Consider the following 571-nt stretch of genomic DNA (forward strand, 5'->3'; position numbering starts at 1 on the left):
ACCACGCCTCGATACGGTTGTCTTCGAAGGTCGCCGTGACATGGCAGGTATCCTTGAACGTCCGCGGCTGGTCGCCGACTTCCGTCTCCAGATCTTCGAAGCCGACGAAGGTGTAATCGGAGAAGCCGTCGTAGTCGATCGGCTCGACCGTCTCGTCGACATGGTTCGTGCGCTCGCCCTTGCCGTTGACCTCGAACCGATCGCCTGGCTTGGCGCTCTGCGGGAACGTCGGCGCGGGCTTGAAGATGTCGGTCATCACCGGCCTGGACGCGTCGCCACCCCAAGCGGAAATGCCCAGGCGCTCCTGGCCGAGAAGCTGGCGCCCGCTGGCGTCGTAATAGCTGGCCGTGCCAACCCCACCACCGGCGCTGCTCACCTTGATCGCCTCCTGCCCGGCGAACGTGGCCTTCTCGATGGTCAGCGTTTCATCGCTGCTGGACCACGACAGGCCCGGGGTCAAGGTAAAACAGGCGGCGAACTCCGGCGCGGCGATGGCGGGCAGCGAGAGACCGGCCAGGCCAAGAGCAAGCGTGGAGCGCAGCAGCAGAGACGACATATACAGATCCTTGTC

General features: G+C 64.6%; 1 protein-coding gene. It reads right to left on the bottom strand.

All coding sequences use genetic code 11. From position 1 onward, the window contains the following. Positions 1-556 (bottom strand): hypothetical protein (locus AAE045_RS23985; RefSeq protein ID WP_455549802.1); only part of this gene is annotated, 556 nt, incomplete at its 3' end. Positions 557-571: the final 15 nt, after the last annotated feature.

Origin of the sequence: Dryocola clanedunensis, from assembly GCF_038405435.1 — a bacterium.
Lineage (GTDB): Bacteria > Pseudomonadota > Gammaproteobacteria > Enterobacterales > Enterobacteriaceae > Dryocola > Dryocola clanedunensis_A.